The organism is Thermacetogenium phaeum DSM 12270, from assembly GCF_000305935.1.
Taxonomy (GTDB): Bacteria; Bacillota; DSM-12270; order Thermacetogeniales; family Thermacetogeniaceae; genus Thermacetogenium; species Thermacetogenium phaeum.
The window spans coordinates 2,741,756-2,762,137 of the sequence record NC_018870.1; the positions used below are offsets into that span (position 1 = coordinate 2,741,756).

The window sequence follows — 20,382 nt, forward strand, 5'->3', positions numbered from 1 at the left end:
ACCCGGCCTTCCATGGGTCGCTCGCCGGTAGACCCGTCGGGTATTTTCATACTCTGTTGGTGCCGCCGCTGGCGGCATGGTGGTCTCCGCTGTTATATAGCGTACTATGTGTCATATATGTTATAGTACACATATAATACCTCGACCGACACAACGGTGTCAATACACTCCGGCCATCTTTTAATTGCCTTCGCCGCCCCGGGTGGGCGAAGCCATAAAAAAGATCATTATAACAAGCCGGGGAGAAATTATGCCGTCTGATCTGAATATATATAAAAAAACGTTCCAAGCGGGTTAAGCCCGAAAGGCGCTTCCGAATCGGTGAGAGATTGCAGGTCTTGCGCTCAATCAACAATCCGGGGGGATGATCAGGTGAAGAAACACTTTCATACGGTGCGCGGTTATCAGCTTCTAGAACAGAAGAAAAAGGTCCTCACATCCTCCATGGAGGACTACCTGGAAATGATCTACCGGGCAAGCCTTAAAGACGGCTATATCCGCATCACCACCCTCTCCCGGTTCCTCAACGTCCAGGCTTCTTCGGCATCAAAAATGGTCCAGAAACTGACGGCCTTGGGGCTTTTGGATTACAAGAAGTACGGGATCATCTTCCTCACCGAGAGCGGACAGGAAATGGGCAGGTTCCTTCTGGAAAGGCATAACATCGTGGAAAAATTCCTGAAATTCCTGGGGGTCGGGGAAAACCTGCTGATAGAAACGGAGCTCATCGAACACCACATCAGCGTCCATACCCTCCAGCTGCTGTCCCTTTTCAACGAGTTTCTGACAGAAAACTCCTACGTACGGGAACAGTTTGACCAGTTCAGAAAAAATCATAATCAAAAGGCAGCGCAGAAAAGCGCCCTCAGCGGCAACAGGCCTGTTTGCCCGGACCTGAAAGAAGGCGTATCCCCTTCCGAAAAAATCGGTTTTCTCTAATATTCGCAGGATATTAATGGCGTACCCAGATAAACCCGGGTTTCCCGCTCATTTTCAGACCCAACCAGGGCCAGATTGATATTTATTTTTTCTCCGGACACCTTCACGGCATCCGGCAGCAGAGAGGAGTAGCCGGTCAGGCTCAGGTAGCTGCCTTCCCGGAGGATTCCGGTCACCGGGGAACGGAGCTCCCGGAAGATCGCCCGCCCCCAGGCAAGCTGCGCCTCGTCACCGAGGGGGACGGGAATTTTCCCCCTTATCGTCATCGAGATTCCGCCATCCTCTCCCAGAGAGGAAAAGGCCCTCTTCATTTTCCTCTCCCAGTCGGGGATCCCCGTCGTTTCCGCCGGCAGCGTGCACCGGACCAGAATACAGCAGAGATCCCGCCCGCCGGTTCCTGCAATTCTCTGAACGGCGGCCCGGACGGCAACCCCATCCTTTGAAGACGTCACCTGAAGGCGGTCCCCCCAGGAAGTAGGAACGGTTTCTATCCCGGCATCCGCAATTCCCAGCGCCTCCTCCAGCCCCGTTTTTTCCCATACAGCGGTAAGCTCCCCGGAGGATTCGAGCACCGACCACCCCTCCAGTTCATACCCCTCCACCAGCACTCCCCCCTCTGCGAGCAGGGAGGAGAGTTCGGCAAGGGTCAGCCTTTTCCCCGGGCCCACTGCCGCCAGGATTGCTCCGGCGAGAATAATCAGCGGCAAAGCCCTTTTTATCAGCGCAGGCGTTTTCATCCCCAGAACACCTCTCGTGTTCCATTTTCTACCTCCAGTCTCCCCCGGGAGCAGCCGCTTTATTCTTACACCGGAATGGTTTAGTTTCCGGGCTGCAACGGCAACCTCACAAAAATCTCCGCGCAATTCCACGGCTCTTCAAAAAAAGCAGCGGCCACTGATGTATAATTTAATTATGAACTGCAGCGAAAAACTGCTACAAAAGATTCATTTTGCCACCCGGTTGGCCGCCTTAGAGAAAGCCGACTGCTTGCGGCAACGTAAAGCCTTACCAAGCCGGGGGTTCTGCAGAGGTAAGTGACGGTGGATAAAAACCGGTGCCGGAATCTGCGATAACTATTGGTCGGGAGGGAGAATGAATTGCGGGAAAACCATGTTGTTACCTGTTTTCTGGAGCACGACGGGGAGGTTCTCGTGCTCAAGCGCAGCAGCCGGGTGGGTTCCTACCGGGAGCGGTGGGCCGGCATCAGCGGCTACATTGAAGAGGGTAACGCCCCATCGAAACAGGCGCTCATCGAACTCCGGGAAGAGGCGGGACTTCAGGAGGAGAGCGTCGCGCTGGTCAAAGCCGGCCTACCCCTGGAGGTCGTGGACGAAAAACTCGCTATTAAGTGGGTGGTTCACCCCTTCCGCTTCCGGTTAGAAGACAGGCGGAAAATAGCCTTAGACTGGGAGCACACCGAGTGCCGCTGGGTCAACCCCGCGGAGATCCGGGATCTGGAAACGGTACCCGGCCTCTGGGAAGCCTGGGAGAGAGTCCAATGAAGGATCTGGTCGGTAGAATCAACTCCATCAGGGAGGACCGCACCCACGGGGCCGGAGAACTCTCCCGCCGGGCACTGGAAATCCTGAGGGAGGCGGCTCAGGAAAACCGCTCCCCTACCACCGCCGGCTTCCTGGAGGAGATGGGGGTCATCTGCCGGGAATTGATCGCGGCCCGTCCCTCGATGGCGATCATTGCCAGCTCCGTGGGCCGGTTCCGGCGCCGCCTGACGGAATATGCCGGGAGGGAAAAGGACATCGAGTCTCTGAGAACCTTCGCCGTCCGGGCTGCAGCAGAGATCATGGAGGAGATCTCCTCGGCAAAGGGGCAGGCCGTCACCGCTGCCGCCGGTCTTTTTGCTGACGGCACACGAATGGTCACCTGCAGCTACAGCTCTACCATCCTGCAGGTGCTGGAGCAGGCCGCCCGGGAGAAAAGATTCCCGGTAACGGTGCTGGAATCCCGGTTCGGCGCCTACAGCTACGGGGAAATAACCGCCTGCCGGCTGCGGGAAAAGGGCATCAACTGCCGGGTGATACCCGACGACCGGGCAAGAGAAGCGGTCGCAGAGGCCGATCTCATCCTGGTGGGAGCTGACGCCGTTCTTCCGGACGGTTCTCTAGTCAACGGCTACCCCACCCTGGAGCTGGCAACGGCGGCTGCGGAACGCCACCCCAGGGTGCCCTTCTACGCCGTCTGCGAATCCCTGAAATTCCATCCCAGAGGCGCCATCACCCTGGAAGAAGGGTTTCAGCTTATACCCTCCTGGATGATTAAGGGAATCATCTGCGAAGAAGGGATTATTGACCCCGGCCGAGTTGCCGAATACTCAGCCGGCCCTGCGGCCACCTGAGATTTATTCCATCAATAGAGGCAGGAAACTCCCGACCGGGAACCTTTTTTAAGCAGGCTCAACCGGGTGAAGATGAGAACCCTTGCGCCGGGCCCGAGCGAACCCGGTGTCCACCCGAAACTTAATCTTACTAAATTCCTGAAAGTAAGCCGACAGAATCAAGAGTAACTATGCTGGATGAGAGGAGATTTTCTTCAAGCTTCCGACATCGGACATTCTGCCTCAGAACAATTCAGAGGGGAGATGTACATAATGGAAAAAAATAAAGACAGGAGCGGGCAGGAACAGGGCAGGAAAAACGCCATGAGGTTTATCCTCCTGCTGGGGTTGGTCAGCCTGCTGGGGGATGTGGTTTACGAAGGAGCACGCAGCATCACCGGCCCCTTCATGGCCGTCCTGGGAGCCAGCGCCACCGCAGTAGGAGTTGTGGCAGGGCTCGGGGAGCTGGTGGGATACGCCCTGCGGCTCTTCTCCGGAATTCTCACCGACAAAACGGGTAAATACTGGGTAATCGCCTTCACAGGGTATATCATGACCTTCCTCGCCGTTCCCCTCCTGGCCCTGGCGGGTTCCTGGCAGGTAGCCGCCCTCCTGGTCATCGCCGAGCGTTTCGGGAAGGCAATCCGCACTCCGGCACGGGATGCCATGCTTTCTCACGCCACCTCCGAGGTCGGGAGGGGTTGGGGGTTCGCCGTCCACGAGGCCCTGGACCAGGTTGGGGCATTGCTGGGCCCCCTGCTCATCGCCGCTGTCATGTACTTTCGGGGCAGCTACCGCAGCAGCTTCGCCGTCCTTTTTATCCCTGCCGTCATGGCCATCCTGGTACTGGTAACCGCCCGGGTGCTCTATCCCAGCCCACGCGACCTGGAGCGGGAACGGACGATCCTTCAGGGGAAGGGGTTGCCCCGGGCCTTCTGGCTCTACCTGGCTGCCACTGCCCTCCTTGCCGCCGGTTATGCCGACTTCGCCCTGGTGGCCTTCCACTTCAAGAAGGCCTCCCTCTTCAGTGATCAGATGGTACCCCTCCTCTACGCCTTTGCCATGGGGATTGACGCTATCGCCGCTCTGATCTTCGGGCGCCTCTTCGACCGCATCGGGATAAATTCCCTGATCATTTCAGCCATCCTTTCGGCCCTCTTTGCCCCCCTGGTCTTCCTGGGCGGCAGCGGGCTTGCCGTCGCCGGTATGGCGGTCTGGGGGATCGGAATGGCCGCCCAGGAATCGGTCCTGCGGGCAACAATTTCAGAGATGGTCCCGGCCAACAAGCGAGGCACCGCTTACGGCATCTTTAACACCGGGTACGGCCTCTTCTGGTTTCTGGGCAGCTCCCTGATGGGATTTCTCTACGAAAGCTCGATCCCCACTCTGGTAATCTTCTCGGTGGTCGTCCAGCTGGCCGCGGTGCCGGTCCTGATTACAACCAGGGAACAGCTCAGAGGAACCTCGTGAGCATCCTCCGGCACGAGGCAGTAAACGCAGCCGCGTCCTGCTGGTTGACTTCCTTGACGTTTAATCCACTGCGGTTTTAGTAGATTCAGCAATTCTACCGGAGAGGGCTCATTCCCAGTCTCCCCAGCATAGCTGCACGGTTCGCCCCTGCCATCCTCAGTTTTAAAGCGCCCACGGCACCATTCTCTACCGATTCTACTGCCCGGCGATAGAGGCGGCGGACTACTCAATATCGAAAAAATTGATTCCGAGGAAGGAATTCTTGTGAAGCTGGCGAATTATTTTTTCTATATTAATTCAATTCTCCGAGTTCACCGTCCTGTGGCAGTTTGCTATGGCGGTCGAACCGATAGGGTGTACCTGGAAACGGGTGCGCCTCCCAGTGCGGAAAGGAGACTACGGCAAAAGCGTTCGCTCGCCGGGGTGCGATTTCCGCACCCCGGTTTTTTTAATCGCCGCATAATTAGGGGGGCTCGATGTCCAACCGGGTCAGTGCCATTATCTTGCCAGGTCGTCTCCGGGGCAACCGTCCCGGCAGTCGCTGCGGCGGCGGGAGCGCCGGGTTTATCCGGAGGCAGGTGCACCTTTAAGTGAAAAAACAGCTTTCCCGTGTTCTCACATTCCTTTTCCCATACTTGGGTTGTCTTTCCTTCTGGGCGGAAGGAAAGACAACCCGGGAACTTTTTTTGCCTGATACGGTCGAGAGATCTCTGCGATTTGAGAAAGCCGGAGTTGCACTTTTCCCGATAAACTCGATCAGAGCCCGATACCCTTACCGCTTGCGGCAACACCATCAGAATGACGTCAATACAGGGTGGAGTCAGGTTGTACGGGGTTGCTTGGGAACCGGCTTTAGACAATTCCAGCAATCCTCTGAAATCAGGCCTCCAACATCTATCTTCAGGGCAGACCCTCACGCCGCCTCTGGCGGCACCAACAGAGGAACGAAAAAAGGGTTTATCCTTGCCGGCGCAGCGACCTGACGGAGGTTGTTACTCGCCCTTGACGAAGGAGCAGCAAACGGCAGCCGAATCGAGACAGGATGTCGAGATAGGCGACTCTGCGCCAGGGAAGGCGCATAGGAGCCGGTCGGCTGCCGTCTGCGACAAGTCTTAGGGCGAGTTAAACCGGAGTCCGGGAGCAAGCGCAAGGATAAACCGAAAGGTATTTTCATGACAGCTGTTGTGTCCCGAAGAGATAACAGATCGCCTGAATGGTGTTATCGACCAACCAAAATTTGAAAGGAGTGGTATTGATGGAACTCGTCAAGCTAACCATAGACGGAAAGGAGGTTCAAGTTCCGGCAGGGATCACGGTCCTGGAGGCGGCGGAACGAGCGGGGATCCACATCCCCCGGCTCTGCCACGATCCGGACCTGACGCCCGTAGGGGCCTGCCGCCTCTGCGTGGTGGAGATCGAAGGGATGCGGAACCTCCCGGCATCCTGCGTCACCGTGGTAAGCGAGGGAATGGTTGTACGCACCGCCACACCGGCGGTCATCGAGGCGCGCCAAACCATCCTGGAGCTGTTAATTGCCAACCACCCCCTGGACTGCCTCACCTGCGAGAAACTGGGGGACTGCCAGCTGGCGGAATACTGCTACCGCTACGGTGTCACCCAAAGCCCCTTTATCGGCGGTGAAAAACATAACTACGAATTGGAGGAGAGCAACCCCTTCATCATCCGGGACTTAAACAAGTGCATCCTCTGCGGCAGGTGCATCAGGGCCTGCGCCGAGATTACCTGCAAGGACATCATCGACTTTTCCTATCGCGGCTTTAATACCAAGGTGACGCCGTTCGGCGATACCCCCTTAATCGAATCCGACTGCGTTTACTGCGGGAACTGCGTGTCGGTCTGCCCTACCGGAGCCCTGACAGAGAAACAGATGCGGGGGCGGGGCCGGAGATGGGAATACAAGAGGGTGAGGACCACCTGCCCCTTCTGCGGCACCGGCTGCAACTTCGACCTCCTGGTCAAGGATGGGAAGATCGCCGGGGTGGCTTCCAATCCGGACAGCCCGGTCAACGGGAAGGCGCTCTGCATCAAGGGCCGTTTCGGTTGGGATTTCGTTCACAGCGACAAGCGCCTGAAAACCCCGCTCATTAAGAAAAACGGGGAGTTCGTGCCTGTTAGCTGGGATGAAGCCTTCACCACCATCTCTGAGCGTTTGAAGGAAATTAAAGAGAAATACGGGGCCAACTCTTTTGCTGCATTGAGTTCCGCCAGGTGCACCAATGAAGAAAACTACCTGGTTCAGAAGTTCGTCAGGGCGGTGATGGGCACCAACAACGTCGACCACTGTGCCCGCACCTGACACGCGCCCACAGTGGCCGGTCTGGCCACTTCCTTTGGCAGCGGCGCAATGACCAACTCCATCAACGAAATTCTGGAGGCCGAACTATTATTCCTGATCGGAACCAACACCACCGAAGCGCATCCCGTTATCGGCTATAAGATGAAACAGGCGAAGAGGAAGGGCGCCAAACTGATCGTCGTCGACCCGCGGCGCACCGAACTGGCAGAAGAGGCCGATTACTGGCTGCGCCTCAAACCGGGTACGGACATCCCGCTCCTGAACGGCATCATGCACGTCATCATCAAAGAGGGGCTCTACGACCGGAAGTTCATTGAAGAGCGAACGGAGAACTTCGAGGCCCTCAGGGAGACCGTCGAGAAATATACGCCGGAATACGTTTCCGAACTCACCGGTGTGCCGGTGGAGGATATCACTGCGGTGGCCCGCCTCTACGCTACCACCGACAAGGCCGGGATCTTCTATACCCTGGGGATCACCGAGCATGTCTGCGGCACCAGCAATGTGATGAGCATTGCCAACCTGGCCATGCTGACCGGGCACATCGGCCGCCCCGGCACAGGCGTCAATCCCCTGCGCGGGCAGAACAACGTTCAGGGAGCCTGCGATATGGGCGCCCTCCCCAACGTTTACCCCGGTTACCAGAAGGTCACCGACCCGTCGGTGCGGGAGAAGTTTGAAAAGGCCTGGGGGGTTTCCCTGCCTCCGGATGTCGGCCTGATGATCCCGGAGATGTTCGATAAGGCCAATTCCGGTGAAATCAAGGCCATGTACATTCTGGGGGAAAACCCGGTCCTGACCGACCCCAACGCCAACCATATTAAATCCGGCCTGGAGAAACTGGAATTCCTGGTGGTGCATGAGCTCTTCCTGACGGAAACCGCAGCCTATGCCGATGTGATCCTGCCTGCGGCAAGCTTTGCGGAGACCGACGGGACGTTCACCAACACCGAGCGCCGCGTCCAGCGCGTCCGTAAAGCCATCGAACCGCTCCCCGGGCGCACCAACTGGCAGACGATCATGGAATTGAGCACCAGAATGGGCTATCCCATGAACTACAACAGCGCCGAGGAGATCTTCAAGGAAATGGCCTCCCTGACCCCGTCCTACGCCTGGATCAGCTATTCCCGAATCGAGAAGGAAGGGCTCCAGTGGCCGTGCCCGACCGCCGACCACCCGGGAACCAGATACCTGCATGCAGCAACCTTTACCCGGGGCAAAGGGCTCTTCCAGGGGATCGACCATGTGCCTCCGGCGGAATTGCCGGATCACGAGTACCCCTTCCTCCTCTCCACCGGAAGGATCCTTTTCCACTACAACGTCACCACCCCGTACTCGGCAGGCATCCAGAGCATGTGGTCGGAGGAGTACGCGGAGGTCAACCCCGATGATGCCTCCCGCCTCAAGCTGGCTACAGGGGACAGGGTAAAGGTGACCTCCAGGCGCGGCCAGCTCGTTACCAGGGTTCAGGTGACCGACCGGGTGCCGCCCGGTATCATCTGGATGTCGTTCCACTATGCAGACAGCCCCACCAACGTCCTGACAAGTGACGCCGTCGACCCGGTCACCAAAACCGGAGAATATAAAGTATGTGCGGTGAGAGTGGAGAAGCTGAATCAGTAAACCCGGGAGGCATTGAAAAATGCAGAAAGTTCCTGTGAACAAGGCAGTAGGGATGATCCTCTGCCACGACCTGACAAAGATCGTTCCCGGCAGGGAAAAGACCCGGGCCTTCCGAAGGGGGCATATCATCACTCCCGCCGACATCCCTGCCCTTCTGGATATGGGGAAGAAGCATATCTACGTCTGGGATCCGGGGGCAGGCCTCGTCCACGAGGATGAGGCCGCCATCCGGCTCGCCCGGAGTGCCGCCGGGCCGGGGGTCACCTGGGGGGAACCCAACCAGGGGAAGGTGACTTTGAAAGCAGCTCACGACGGCATTTTGAAAGTCCGGTTGGAGCAGCTCAACCGGGTGAACAGCCTGGAGAAGATCTCCCTGGCCACCCTTCATAACAACCGGCCGGTTGCTGCAGGGCAGCCCGTCGCCGGCACCCGGGTGATCCCTCTGGCCATCGAAAATGAGATCCTGGTAGAGGCGGAAAGGCACTGCGGCAGCCCTTCTCCTCTCCTGACAGTTTTACCTTTCCGGCCCCTCTGGGTGGGAGTTGTCACCACCGGAACAGAGGTTTATGAAGGCCGCATCCGGGACGGTTTCTGCAGTATTGTCAGACGCAAAACCGCCCCCTTCGGTGCCAGAATGCTCGGCCAGGTGATCGTCCCCGACGATCCGGACTGCATCTCCCGGGAGATTCTCCAGATGATCGGGGAGGGTGCGGAACTGGTGCTGGTAACCGGAGGGATGTCTGTGGACCCGGATGACGTCACACCGGCGGGGATCAGGGGAACAGGAGCCCAGGTGGTCACCTACGGCGCTCCCGTGCTCCCCGGGTCCATGTTCATGCTGGCCTATCTGGGGCACGTGCCCGTCGTGGGGCTGCCGGGGTGCGTCATGTTCAACAAAACCACCATCTTCGACCTCGTCCTGCCGCGGCTCTTCGCCGGCGACCGGATAACCAGGGAGGATATTGTCGCCCTCGGTCACGGCGGTCTCTGCGCCGAGTGCGAAGCATGCCACTACCCGCACTGCTCCTTCGGGAAAAGCGCCTGGTAAACGGTGACAGATTCTCCGTTGAGCTAAGCAAGATTTCAAGGAATGGGGATTTTGAAAATGAAAAGTTGTTTGCCCCTGGAGGACTCCCAGGAGCTCCTCCTGAGTTCGATAAAACCCCTGCTAAGCGAGACGATCACCCTAGAGGAAGCACCGGGGCGGGTTCTTGCCGCAGATATCTTTGCTCCTCACGATCTTCCCCCTTACCCCCAGGCGGCCCTGGACGGGTTTGCCATCCCTCGCGAGGGGAAGAGAGGGAGCCCCCTTTCCGTGAAGAGAATCCTGGGGGCAGGGGATCTCCCCGGTCACCCTCTAGGCCCCGGGGAGGCAGCAGGTGTCCTCACAGGGGGGCATATTCCACCCGGTACCGCGGCGGTCGTCCGCCAGGAAGATGCCATGGTGAAGGACGGCATCCTGACCATTGATAAGGATCTAACCGTCGGGGAAAACATCAGGGATCAGGGAGAGGACTTCCCGGCCGGAGCGGTGATCGCCCGGCGCGGCACAAGGATCACCCCCGGTTTGAGCGCCGTGCTGGCGGCCTTCGGGTTTCAGGAAATCAGCGTCTTCCGCCGTCCCAGGGTGGCGATTGTAAACCTGGGGAAAGAGATCGCACCTCACCAGGCCACCCCCCTCCCCGGCCAGGTCCGGGACAGCAACGGCCCCCTGCTGGCCGCTTTGACCCGCCGCACCGGTGGTCAGGTCGTCGCTATCCATTACGCCCGCACGAAGACCGAAAAGCAGATCGGGGAACTGCTGATGGAAGCGGACGTGGTGCTGACCATCGGGGGAACGGCTTCGGGCAACAACGACCCGGGGCACCATTTCATAGAAAGGGTGGGAGGGCGCCCGCTCTTCGCGGGGTATCAGGTTAAACCGGGAAGCCACACCTCTGCCGGTATTCTCGACGGCAGGATTATCCTGATGCTGTCGGGTAACCCGGTGCCCTGTGCCGTCGGCTACCACCTCCTGGCCGCCCCGGTGCTGCGCGCCCTGCAGGGGCTTAACCCCTACCTGCACCGCATTCCTGCAGTCGCCACCAATTCCTTCCCTAAAAGGGGAGGGCCGCGGCGCTTCCTGTTGGGGTACGCTCTCGGCAGCCATCAGGGGTGGAGGGTAGCCGTGCTTCCCTTTCAAAAACCCAGCAATCTCCACTCCCTTATCGATTACAACTGCCTCATCGACCTTCCGGCGGGACACCCGCCGCTGCAATTGGGTGATGAGGTGAAGATCATTCTCCTGGAAAACGCCTGATGCCATCCTGTTGTGCGGGGCTATCGGGCGGATGTTGAATGGTCGCAGGAAATAACCCAGAGAATGCTTCCTGTTTTGCCGGTACCCACCTAGCGGTATGGGCATCTGACCTGAATATCAGGATTCTAAACCGGAAGAATACCATGAGCCAGCAGGCAAGAGCGCCCTGAGCCGGCCTTGACGAACCTGGTGCTCGCCCGGACCGGCGCTTTAATAACGGGAACCGGGTGGCAGAGATCGAGAACTTTCCTGTTCAGGATGGAAGCCAGCGGGGTAATTGGACAGCAATTTTAACTGGCGGGAATAGATTCTGGAAAGAAGGAGACAGGATGTCTCCTTCCATCTGTCGAAAAGAATAACAGAAAACTTAGGAGAAGAAATCATGGCCACCAACAAAGAGAGCCTCACAGAAGCAGCCGAAAAACAACGGGAAAACCCGGAACAGAAGAGCTTCCTGGGAGAACTTTCGGGAGCAATGGGTGACCTGGGCACTTTCCTCCCCCATGTGCTCGGAGCCATCTCCGTTGCCGGGCTCAACCCCGCCAGCATCTTCACCGGATTCGGGCTCTTCTATCTCTTTTGCGGCTGGTATTACAGGATTCCCATGGCGGTTCAGCCCATGAAGGCGGCTTCGGCGGCCGTCCTGGTGCAAAAGCTGACTCCCGGGGAGGTGGCGGCGGCCGGGCTGATGATCGGTCTGCTGCTGTTTCTCCTGGGCGTTACCGGTCTCATCGACAGAATCGCCCGGATCACCCCTCCGGGGGTCATCGGGGGGATTCAGGTAGGGTTGGGGCTTTCCCTGGCGACCCTCGGGATCAAGATGGTCGCTGCCGATCCCTTATTGGGCTGGCCGGTGCTGATCATGATGCTGCCCCTCCTCAGCAGCAGACGCTTCCCCGCCGCCATTATGGCAGTTCTGGTGGGAACGGCACTCAACGTGATACTCCACCCCGGCCTCGACCTGCCCCGGATCGCCTTCGGGGTGCACCTGCCCTCCATCATCTGGCCTGCAGCCGCCGATTTCCAGAAGAGCCTTTTCATGGTCGTCCTGCCCCAGCTCCCCCTCACACTGACAAACGCAGTCCTGGTGACGACCGCCCTCACCGCGGAACTCTACGGCAGCAAAGCCCGCCGGGTGAATGACAGAAATCTCTGCCTGACGATGGGGCTGGGCAACCTCCTGGCAGCGCCCTTTGGAGGGTACATGATGTGCCACGGGAGCGGGGGGGTGGCCGCCCACTACCGCTTCGGCGGCAGGACAAAGCACACCCCTTACATCATCGGCATCATCCTGCTGGTGGTGGGGCTGCTGTTGGGAGGCAACGGAGCCAAAGTCCTGTCCCTGATCCCCGATGCCGCCCTGGGCTGTCTCCTTTTTACAGCGGTCTCGACCTCGCCCTGGCAGCCAGAGGGGGCACCGGGTGCCGGGAGGACTTTTTCCTCATCCTGGCCGTGGCCGCCCTTGCCCTGGCGATCAATCCCGCCGTCGCCTTCATCGCCGGAATAGCGCTGGGCAAGGGATTGGAGAAGAAGTGGTTCCGCATCTAATAGATCATCTTTCCGGTCACAAACTGCTTGGTCAACTCGGACCTGGGGCAGTTGAAGATCTCCTCGACCGGCGCCTTCTCCACGAGCCTCCCCTGGTAGAGCAGGAGCACCTCTTCCGCTACCCGCCGTGCCTGGAAAAGATTGTGAGTCACCAGCAGAACCGTCGTTTGCAGTTCGTCGTGCACCTTCCGGATAAGTTCTTCGATCAGGGCCACACTGTCAGGGTCGAGGTTGGCGGTGGGCTCGTCCAGGAGCAAAACCCGCGGCCTGATGGCAATGGCCCTGGCCAGGGCAACCCGCTGGGTTTCTCCCCCCGACAGCCTGACGGCGCTGCGCCGGCTCAGTTCTTTAAGCCCTACAAAAGAAAGGGCTTCTTCCGCCCTCTCCCTGATCTCGGCGGCAGGGAGGCCGCGCAGCTTCAGCCCATAGACCACATTGTTATAGACGGAGGTGTTGAACATGTAAGGATGCTGAAAGACCATGCACATCTGGCGCCTCAGCTTCAGGCGCACCCCTTCCCCCACCCGGCCCGTATCGATGTTCCGAAAAATCACCCTGCCCGAGGCAGGCTCCTCCAGAAGGTTCAGTATCCGGAGCAGGGTGCTTTTTCCAGACCCGTTGGGGCCGAGGATGGCGTAGATCTTATTCCCCTCGAGTTTGAGGTCGTCGATCTCCAGTACCGTACGCCCGTCGTACTTTTTAACCAGGTCCTCAATCTCATATAAAAATTCCGGCATGGCACTACTCCCCGCCTTCTTATCCGAGTTTGGATTCATCCAGATGGAGCAGGATGCTGCTGACAATAAAGGAAAGGGCGAGCAGAACGCCCCCCAGAGCAACGGCGAACTCGAAGTTGCCCTGCCTGGTCTCCAGCACGATGGAGGTGGTCAGAACTCGGGTATAATAGCGGATGTTGCCGCCTACCAGCATCACCGCCCCCACTTCCCCAAAAGCCCTGCCGAACCCCGTCATAATACCGGCAATAATCCCGGAGCGCGCCTCCTTAATCACCATCCAGGCGGCCTGCCGCCGGCTGGCTCCCAGCGACCTGGCCGTATCCATGGCCAGTTTCTCCTTGGCGGCAACTGCCGCTGCCGAGATGCCGGCGATAATCGGCGTAGCCAGAAGCACCTGGGCGACGATCATGGCCGCCGGTGTGAAAAGAATGTCCAGAAAACCCAAGGGGCCGTTCCGGCAAAAGACCATGTAGACCACCAGCCCGGCTAGAACCGGGGGAAGGCTCATCAAGGTATAGATCAAGCGCAGCAGCAGCTTCCTCCCGGGAAACCTCTTCAGCCCCAGCAACGCCCCTAGCGGTACCCCGATCAGCGCCCCGATGACAACCGCGCTTCCGGAAACAGCCAGGGAAAGGCCGACAATGCCGGTGAATTCATCCCCCAGGGAGGTAAAAAACTGCCAGATCGAAGAGAGTAAACCGTTATCTGTCATCTTATCACCGAAGTTCTGACAAAAGTTTTGGCAATCAGCAAATGTGTCCCATCAAATGTCGAAGGCCGAAACCTTGCAGGTACTTGCCCTTGTTGGTTGCCGCCTCCCCTTGCTTCCGGCGTTCTTCAATGCTGGCGAGCAGCGACCAACCACGGAAGGGCAGGGCCACGATGGGCCGGACCCGGGAGCTCAAAGCGAAAAGAACAAGAACAAAGCGCCTTTGCTATCCTGCGGAGGCAGCGCCCCCTGCGGCCGCTTCCTGCCCAAAAGAAAACGCCTGAACTAAGCTTAATCGAAAAACCGCTTCAGTTCAGGCTTTGCATCCCACGATAAGATCTCTCCTTTCCAAACACGGGAGGCAAGGCGGTTTCCCGTCCTGCCCAGCGGCCAAAGACCATAGCCGGAGAGCCGGCCTCAGGCCTTTTGGCTCGGAGAAAAGATCCCATTTTTTATTATTCTTTTAAGATCTTCGTGACTTAACCGGCAAAATCCTTCCCTGTGCGACTAATTGTGCCGCTTTCCACCTGACACTGCGGAGCAAAAAACCCGGGCAACAGGCTCCCGGGTTTCCGGTAACGGCCGTCAGATATCTCCTTCATTTAACCATTTTGCCCGCCGCTTCGGCAGCCTTCAACCGGGCGAGGGACCTGCGCAGGGCCAGCTCTGCCCGGAGAACATCCAGACCTTCCGCTTTCTCCCGGAGGCGTTTCTCCGCCCGCTGTCGCGCCTGCTTTGCCCTTTCCACGTCAATCCTCTCCCCCCGCTCTGCAGTATCTGGGAGGATGCGCAGGACGTTGCCGCTCATCTCGAAAACCCCCATACCGCAGGCGACATAATGGGGCTGCCCCTCTTTGACGTATTTGATCACACCGATATCCAGCCCGCCGATAATAGGGGCGTGATTGCGCAAGATGCCCAGCAGGCCGTCCTGCGAAGGGATGACCACTCCTTCCACATCCTCTTCGACGACAACCCGCTCGGGGGTAACGATCTCCAACCGAAAGGTTTTCCCTTTTTCCTTAGCCTGTTCCGCCACTTAACTGACAGCCTCCAGTTCGCGCGCCCGGGCGACCACTTCGTCAATGGTGCTGGCATAAACGAAGCACTGTTCGGAGATGTCGTCATGGCGCCCCTCCAGGATCTCCTTAAAGCCCCTCACGGTCTCCTTAATGGGAACGTAAACCCCAGGCCGTCCCGTAAAGGCCTCGGCCACAAAGAAGGGCTGGGAGAGGAAGCGCTGGATCTTGCGGGCTCGCGCCACGATTAATTTGTCCTCCTCCGACAATTCATCCATACCGAGGATGGCGATGATGTCCTGCAGATCCTTATAGCGCTGGAGAACCTTCTGCACACCCCGCGCCACCTGGTAATGCTCTTCCCCCACCACATTCGGGTCAAGGATGCGGGAGGTGGAGTCAAGGGGATCTACCGCCGGGTAGAGACCCAGCTCGGCGATCTGGCGGGAGAGAACAACGGTACCATCCAGATGGGCGAAGGTGGTCGCCGGCGCCGGATCGGTCAGGTCATCGGCAGGAACGTAGACCGCCTGCACCGAGGTAATTGAGCCCTTGCGGGTCGAGGTGATCCGTTCCTGGAGCAGACCCATGTCCGTCGCCAGGGTCGGCTGGTAACCTACGGCCGAAGGCATCCTGCCCAGGAGGGCGGACACCTCGGATCCGGCCTGGGTAAAGCGGAAGATGTTGTCGATGAAAACCAGAACGTCCTGCCCCTCGCTATCCCGGAAGTACTCCGCCAGCGTCAGGCCGGTCAGTCCCACCCTGAGGCGCGCACCCGGCGGCTCGTTCATCTGGCCGAAAACCATGGCACACTTATCGATAACCCCGGACTCAGTCATTTCCAGGTAGAGGTCATTCCCCTCCCTGGTCCGTTCACCGACCCCACAAAAAACGGAAAATCCTCCGTGCTCGTAGGCGATGTTCCGTATCAACTCCATGATGACGACGGTTTTGCCGACACCGGCTCCTCCAAAGAGGCCGATCTTGCCACCTTTGGCAAAGGGGGCCAGCAGGTCGATAACCTTAATCCCGGTCTCCAGCACCTCCCTGGCCGGGCGCTGCTCGACCACAGAGGGAGCAGGGCGATGGATGGGGTAATAATCATCCGCCTCTACCGGACCCTTCTCATCGATGGTCTCCCCCAGAACGTTGAAAATCCTCCCCAGCGTTCCCCGCCCCACCGGAACCTTGATCGGCGATCTGGTGTCCAGCGCCTTCATTCCGCGCCTGATTCCATCGGTGGAGGACATGGCAACGCACCTGACGGTGTTGTTGCCAAGATGCTGCATCGCCTCCAGCGTAACATTGACGTTCTGCGTCAGAGTCGCCTTGATTTCCTCATCCTGGTCATCTCTGGTTATTTTGATGGCATCGTAAAGGTTCGGCAAATGCCCCGGGGGGAACTCAATATCTACAACAGGCCCGATAACCTGGACAACGGTGCCATAGTTTGGTTCACTCAACTCTTATACCTCCTTCATCCTTTCAGGGCCTCCGCCCCGCCGACGATCTCGGAGATCTCTTTGGTAATCGCCGCCTGACGGGCTTTGTTGCTCAACAGGGTCAACTGCTGGATCATCTCTCCGGCGTTTTCCGTGGCGTGGCTCATGGCCACCATCCGCGCCGCGTGTTCACTGGCCTTTGACTCCAGAAGGGCGCGGTAAACCTCGGCGTCGATAAAGCGAGGCAGGATCATTTCCAGAACGGCCCGCGGGCTCGGCTCGATAAAGTAATCACTGAGATAATCTGCCTCGCCATCCTCTTCCGCTGCGGCGGCAGGAGCGCCATCCACATCAATCGGAAGCAGCTTCACCACCTTCGGGTGCTGCCTTCCCGTGGATATAAACTCCGTAAATACCAGATTGATCTCATCAAAAGTATTCCCCTCATAGAGCTTGACCAGGGCGCGGGAGATGGCCTGCGCCTGCGCCATCGTCGGCTCATCTCCGATGGCCAGGAACTCCGCAACGAGGTTGTACTTCCGGCGGCGAAAGTAGTCGCGCCCCTTCCGCCCGATAACGACGAGCCCGGTATCTTCCTCCTGCGCCATAACCGTCTCCGCCTGTCGGATGATATGGGCGTTGAAAGCCCCACAGAGCCCCCTGTCGGAAGTAAAAACAGCATAACCCACGCTCTTCCGCTCGCGCGGTACGAGAAGAGGGTGGGTGGATTCGGCAAAGGCCCCGGCAATTCTCTCGATCATCCCCTGAATCTCCCGGGCGTAGGGCCTGGCTGCTTCAACCTTCTCCTGGGCGCGCCGCAAGCGCGCCGCAGCCACCATTTCCATCGCCTTGGTTATCTGCTCTGTATTTTTAATGCTCCGGATTCGCCTTTTGATGTCCCGCATCTGTTCCGGCAATTAGATCACCCCTGTCGCTCAGGCAGTCCTTTGGATGGAAAAGGCGGCGCCGTACTCATCTGTAAAGTCTTTGATCACCTTGTTCATCCGCTCCATCAACTCGTCGGAGAGCTCCTTCTTCTCCCTGATCTCCGCAAGGATCTCCGGGTGATTGCTCCTCACAAAGCGCAGGAATTCTTTTTCCCACTCCTGGATGGATTCCACCGGGAGGCCATCCAGGAATCCGTTAACACCTGCGTAAATGACAATTATCTGCTCCTCCACAGGCATCGGTACATACTGCCCCTGCTTGAGAAGTTCGGTCATCCTTTCACCCCGGGCAAGCCTGGCCTGGGTGGCCTTGTCCAGGTCGGAACCGAACTGGGCGAAAGCGGCCAGCTCCCTGTACTGAGCGAGATCCAGGCGCAGTCTCCCGGCAACCTGGCGCATGGCCTTGATCTGGGCCGAGCCTCCTACACGGGAGACGGAGATACCCACGTTGATGGCCGGCCTGATGCCCGCATAGAAGAGATCGGGCTCCAGGTAGATCTGGCCGTCGGTGATGGAGATAACATTGGTCGGAATATATGCCGAAACATCCCCTGCCTGGGTCTCGATAATAGGAAGGGCAGTAAGTGAGCCCCCGCCCATCTCGTCACTCAGCTTGGCCGCACGCTCCAGCAGTCTGGAGTGGAGATAAAAGACGTCTCCCGGATAGGCCTCCCTGCCCGGCGGACGCCGCAGGAGCAGGGAAAGCTCGCGGTAGGAGACGGCATGCTTGGAAAGGTCATCGTAGACCACCAGCACATCCCTGTGATGGTTGTACATGAATTCCTCACCCATGGCACATCCGGCATAGGGCGCCAGATAGAGGAGAGGAGCCGGATCGCTGGCAGTCGCCACAACCACAATTGTATAATCCATGGCCCCCGTCTCCTGGAACTTCTCGATGACCCCGGCAACTGTGGATGCCTTCTGGCCGATGGCCACGTAGATGCAGATCACATCCTGCCCCTTCTGGTTGATGATGGTATCAACCACAAGAGCGGTTTTCCCCGTCTGGCGGTCGCCGATGATCAGCTCGCGCTGCCCGCGCCCGATGGGGATCATCGAATCCACCGCCTTCAGGCCGGTCTGCAGGGGGACCTTTACCGGCTGACGCTTGACAACGCCTGGCGCCAGGAACTCCACCGGGCGGAAGCGCTCGGTTTCGATGGGGCCTTTTCCATCAAGGGGCTGCCCAAGGGCGTTGACCACCCGTCCGATCAAAGCCTCCCCCACGGGCACCTCCACGATCCGGCCCGTGCTCTTGACGACATCCCCCTCTTTGATATGCTCATAGTGCCCCAGCAGTACGACCCCGATGTTATCCTCCTCCAGGTTCAGCACCATCCCGTAAATTCCTCCCGGAAACTCCAGGAGTTCACCGGCCATAGCCTTTTCCAAACCGTAAACACGGGCTATGCCGTCACCGACCTGGATGACGCTGCCTACATCGGCGACCTCGATCTCCGACTGATAGCGCTCAATCTGGGTTTTGATAAGAGAACTGATCTCCTCGGCACGAATCCCCATCTTACGTTCCCACCTCAAGCTTTCCTAAAGGTCTTTCAACAAAACGCGCTCCCAGCATCTGCAGGCGTTTTTTGACACTGCCGTCATAAACGCGGTCCCCAACCTTAATGACGAGCCCACCGATGAGCCCTGGATCGACGCTCACCCTCAGTTCGACGTTTTTCCGGGTCATCTTCTCCAGGGCCTGTTTGAGGGCAGCCTCACGCTGCGGGTCCAGGGGAAAAGCGGTTCTAACCTCGGCAACGATAATGTTCTTGAGGTCTCTCACCAGGTCGAGATAGACCTCCGCAATGGCCTCCAGATATCGCTCCCGGTGCTTGTCAATGAGTAGCTCCAGAAAGCTATAAACCAGGCGGCAAACCCGCTCCTGCCACAGTTTTCTCAGCAGCTCTTTCTTATCTTTGGTCGCAACCCACTGGCGCTCCAGCAGCTCCCTCAGCTCCGGATTCTGCCTGAGGGTCGCCACCACCTCCTGGAGATCGGACGCTACAGCTTCGACCTGGTTCTGTTCCCGGGCGACATCAAAAAGACCTCTGGCATAGCGCCGTGCAACCGCTTTCTCGATCAATGAATTTCCCCTACCTCTTTCAGAATGTCATCCACCATGCGCCTGTTGTCCTCCTGGCTGAGATTGCGACCCAGGATTTTCTCTGCCGCCATAATGGCCAGTTCGCTTACTTCCCGGCGCAGGGCAAAGATGGCCTCGTCGCGTTCCCGTTGAATCTCCTGGCGCGCCTTCTCCAGCAGGGCAGTGGCCTCATCGCGCGCCTGAGAGAGAATGGCCGCCCGCTCCTCTTCAGCGGCTTTGGTGGCCCGTGCCACAATATCCTGAGCCTCCTCCCTGGCGGAGGCGATCTTTTCCTGGTATTCCTTGAGGAGGGCTTCGGACTCGGCGCGGTTGCGCTCCGCTGTGGCAATGTTACGGGCTATCTCCTCCCTCCGCTTATCCAGGAACTCGATTACCGGCCCATATCCAAATTTATACAGGATAAACAGGATTACCAGAAAGTTTACAATTGCCCAGATCGCTGTATACAGATTCAGTTCCACTTTTGTCCCTCCAGCAGCGGGTCCATAAATACCCGGGCGTGCACCGACCGGAAACGCGGCACGCCCCGGGTATCATACCCTGAAAAACCTTGTGATGCCAGCCACTTTCTCACGGGGACTTAACCCATCTTGCCGAGCAGCAAGAAAGCAATCAAAAGTCCGTAAATGGTCAAGGCCTCCATAAATGCCATGGCAATAATGAGGGTAGTCCGCAGTTCTCCGGACATCTCCGGCTGCCGGGACATGCCCTCCAGGGCCTTTGCTGCAGCAGTACCCTGACCCAGAGCGGGGCCGATTGTGGCAATACCCATCACCAATGCAACGGCTAAAGCAATGATCGCAGACGTCAAATCCATATTTTCTCCCTCCTTTCTGCCCCCTACCTAAGTTGATTTAAAGGTTATCCTTAAAGCCATCGGTCCACCA

The 20,382-nt window shown here is 58.4% G+C and carries 18 protein-coding genes and 2 riboswitches; of the genes, 8 read left to right on the forward strand and 10 right to left on the reverse strand.

What is annotated here, in order from left to right; genetic code table 11:
- The first annotated feature begins 372 nt into the window (after positions 1-372).
- Complete coding sequence (locus TPH_RS13510) at positions 373-939, forward strand: metal-dependent transcriptional regulator (protein WP_015051746.1); 567 nt, start codon at positions 373-375, stop codon at positions 937-939.
- On the opposite strand, the gene TPH_RS13515 is transcribed toward TPH_RS13510, so the two are convergent.
- Positions 936-1,802 carry a YwmB family TATA-box binding protein gene (locus tag TPH_RS13515; protein ID WP_028991270.1) on the reverse strand — a complete coding sequence of 289 codons (867 nt, stop codon included), beginning with the start codon at positions 1,800-1,802 and terminating at the stop codon, positions 936-938. The two genes, TPH_RS13510 and TPH_RS13515, sit on opposite strands and share 4 nt — an antisense overlap.
- A gap of 234 nt (positions 1,803-2,036) precedes the next feature.
- On the opposite strand from TPH_RS13515, the gene TPH_RS13520 reads away from it, so the two are divergent.
- The 7 genes from TPH_RS13520 (at position 2,037) to TPH_RS13555 (ending at position 12,487) form a co-directional block, all read left to right on the forward strand.
- A complete protein-coding gene (locus tag TPH_RS13520) occupies positions 2,037-2,441 on the forward strand; it encodes an NUDIX domain-containing protein (protein WP_015051748.1) in 405 nt (134 codons plus the stop codon).
- The gene (locus TPH_RS13525; RefSeq protein WP_015051749.1) at positions 2,438-3,292 is read left to right on the forward strand and encodes a translation initiation factor eIF-2B; all 855 of its coding nucleotides are present in this window, start codon (positions 2,438-2,440) and stop codon (positions 3,290-3,292) included. The genes TPH_RS13520 and TPH_RS13525 overlap by 4 nt, the downstream gene beginning before the upstream one ends.
- 252 nt (positions 3,293-3,544) lie before the next feature.
- On the forward strand, positions 3,545-4,741 hold the full coding sequence (locus tag TPH_RS13530; protein WP_015051750.1) for an MFS transporter: 1,197 nt from the start codon (positions 3,545-3,547) through the stop codon (positions 4,739-4,741).
- A 291-nt stretch (positions 4,742-5,032) separates the two neighbouring features.
- Positions 5,033-5,152, forward strand: a riboswitch (molybdenum cofactor riboswitch).
- An 844-nt stretch (positions 5,153-5,996) separates the two neighbouring features.
- Positions 5,997-8,681, forward strand: coding sequence for a formate dehydrogenase subunit alpha (gene fdhF, locus TPH_RS14935; RefSeq protein WP_081578693.1), 2,685 nt, complete (start codon positions 5,997-5,999; stop codon positions 8,679-8,681).
- Positions 8,682-8,700: 19 nt separating this feature from the next.
- Positions 8,701-9,729: a molybdopterin-binding protein gene (locus TPH_RS13545; protein ID WP_015051754.1), complete on the forward strand. Its 1,029-nt coding sequence runs from the start codon at positions 8,701-8,703 to the stop codon at positions 9,727-9,729.
- A 57-nt stretch (positions 9,730-9,786) separates the two neighbouring features.
- On the forward strand, positions 9,787-10,980 hold the full coding sequence (locus TPH_RS13550) for a molybdopterin molybdotransferase MoeA (protein WP_015051755.1): 1,194 nt from the start codon (positions 9,787-9,789) through the stop codon (positions 10,978-10,980).
- A gap of 382 nt (positions 10,981-11,362) precedes the next feature.
- Entirely contained in the window at positions 11,363-12,487 is a 1,125-nt protein-coding gene (locus TPH_RS13555; RefSeq protein WP_015051756.1) for a solute carrier family 23 protein, read from the forward strand.
- Between the two features lie 37 nt (positions 12,488-12,524).
- On the opposite strand, the gene TPH_RS13560 is transcribed toward TPH_RS13555, so the two are convergent.
- The 9 genes from TPH_RS13560 to atpE all read right to left on the reverse strand — a co-directional run bounded on the left by TPH_RS13560 (position 12,525) and on the right by atpE (position 20,312).
- Positions 12,525-13,265, reverse strand: coding sequence for an ABC transporter ATP-binding protein (locus tag TPH_RS13560; protein WP_015051757.1), 741 nt, complete (start codon positions 13,263-13,265; stop codon positions 12,525-12,527).
- 19 nt (positions 13,266-13,284) lie between these two features.
- On the reverse strand, positions 13,285-13,977 hold the full coding sequence (locus TPH_RS13565) for an ABC transporter permease (protein ID WP_015051758.1): 693 nt from the start codon (positions 13,975-13,977) through the stop codon (positions 13,285-13,287).
- A 322-nt stretch (positions 13,978-14,299) separates the two neighbouring features.
- Positions 14,300-14,423, reverse strand: a riboswitch (molybdenum cofactor riboswitch).
- 149 nt (positions 14,424-14,572) lie between these two features.
- Complete coding sequence (locus tag TPH_RS13570) at positions 14,573-15,013, reverse strand: F0F1 ATP synthase subunit epsilon (protein ID WP_015051760.1); 441 nt, start codon at positions 15,011-15,013, stop codon at positions 14,573-14,575.
- On the reverse strand, positions 15,014-16,456 hold the full coding sequence (gene atpD, locus TPH_RS13575) for a F0F1 ATP synthase subunit beta (protein WP_015051761.1): 1,443 nt from the start codon (positions 16,454-16,456) through the stop codon (positions 15,014-15,016).
- A gap of 14 nt (positions 16,457-16,470) precedes the next feature.
- Complete coding sequence (atpG, locus tag TPH_RS13580) at positions 16,471-17,352, reverse strand: ATP synthase F1 subunit gamma (protein ID WP_015051762.1); 882 nt, start codon at positions 17,350-17,352, stop codon at positions 16,471-16,473.
- 18 nt (positions 17,353-17,370) lie between these two features.
- Entirely contained in the window at positions 17,371-18,906 is a 1,536-nt protein-coding gene (atpA, locus tag TPH_RS13585) for a F0F1 ATP synthase subunit alpha (RefSeq protein WP_015051763.1), read from the reverse strand.
- 1 nt (position 18,907) lies between these two features.
- Positions 18,908-19,474, reverse strand: coding sequence for a F0F1 ATP synthase subunit delta (locus TPH_RS13590; RefSeq protein ID WP_015051764.1), 567 nt, complete (start codon positions 19,472-19,474; stop codon positions 18,908-18,910).
- On the reverse strand, positions 19,471-19,956 hold the full coding sequence (atpF, locus tag TPH_RS13595) for a F0F1 ATP synthase subunit B (protein ID WP_015051765.1): 486 nt from the start codon (positions 19,954-19,956) through the stop codon (positions 19,471-19,473). The genes TPH_RS13590 and atpF overlap by 4 nt, the downstream gene beginning before the upstream one ends.
- Before the next feature lie 119 nt (positions 19,957-20,075).
- Positions 20,076-20,312: an ATP synthase F0 subunit C gene (gene atpE / locus TPH_RS13600; protein ID WP_015051766.1), complete on the reverse strand. Its 237-nt coding sequence runs from the start codon at positions 20,310-20,312 to the stop codon at positions 20,076-20,078.
- Positions 20,313-20,382 lie beyond the last annotated feature (70 nt).